At 63.9% G+C, this 1,193-nt stretch carries 1 protein-coding gene; it reads right to left on the reverse strand.

Annotation, left to right across the window (positions count from 1 at the left end; translation table 11 throughout):
- Positions 1-1,188: elongation factor Tu (gene tuf, locus QTI04_RS34175; RefSeq protein WP_286619637.1), on the reverse strand; the 1,188-nt coding region annotated here is incomplete at its 3' end.
- Between the last annotated feature and the right edge of the window lie 5 nt (positions 1,189-1,193).

Raw genomic sequence — 1,193 nt, forward strand, 5'->3', positions numbered from 1 at the left:
GTCGAGGATCTTGGCCACGACGCCCGAACCGACGGTGCGGCCGCCTTCACGGATGGCGAAGCGCAGGCCTTCTTCCATCGCGATCGGGTTGATCAGCTTCACCGTGATGGACACGTTGTCGCCGGGCATGACCATTTCCTTGTCCTTGGGCAGCTCGATCGCGCCAGTGACGTCGGTCGTGCGGAAGTAGAACTGCGGACGGTAGTTGTTGAAGAACGGCGTGTGACGGCCGCCTTCGTCCTTCGACAGCACGTACACCTCGGCGGTGAAGTGCGTGTGCGGCTTGATCGAGCCGGGCTTGCACAGCACCTGGCCGCGCTCGACTTCTTCGCGCTTCGTGCCGCGCAGCAGCACGCCCACGTTGTCGCCCGCCTGGCCCTGGTCCAGCAGCTTGCGGAACATTTCCACGCCGGTGCAGGTGGTCTTCACCGTCGGGCGGATGCCCACGATTTCGATTTCCTCGCCAACCTTGATCACGCCGCGCTCGACCGCGCCGGTCACCACGGTGCCGCGACCCGAGATCGAGAACACGTCTTCCACGGGCATCAGGAACGCACCGTCCACCGCGCGCTCAGGCGTGGGGATGTAGGTGTCCAGCGCCTCGGCCAGCTTCATGATGGCTTGCTCGCCCAGCGGGCCCTTGTCACCTTCCAGCGCCAGCTTGGCCGAGCCGTGGATGATCGGGGTGTCGTCGCCCGGGAATTCGTACTTGTCCAGCAGTTCGCGGACTTCCATTTCGACCAACTCGAGCAGTTCGGCGTCATCGACCATGTCGCACTTGTTCAGGAACACGATGATGTAGCCCACACCCACCTGGCGCGCCAGCAGGATGTGCTCGCGCGTCTGGGGCATCGGGCCGTCAGCGGCCGAGCACACCAGGATGGCGCCGTCCATCTGGGCGGCACCGGTGATCATGTTCTTCACGTAGTCGGCGTGACCCGGGCAGTCCACGTGCGCATAGTGGCGGTTGGCCGTTTCGTATTCGACGTGCGCGGTGTTGATCGTGATGCCGCGGGCCTTTTCTTCGGGCGCCGCATCGATCTGGTCATAGGCCTTCGCTTCGCCGCCGAACTTGGCCGACAGCACCGTCGCAATCGCCGCCGTCAGCGTCGTCTTGCCATGGTCCACGTGACCAATCGTGCCCACGTTCACGTGCGGCTTCGTACGGGTGAATTTTCCTTTTGCCATTTTCT

Source organism: Variovorax sp. J22R115, assembly GCF_030317005.1.
Taxonomy (GTDB): Bacteria; Pseudomonadota; Gammaproteobacteria; order Burkholderiales; family Burkholderiaceae_C; genus Variovorax.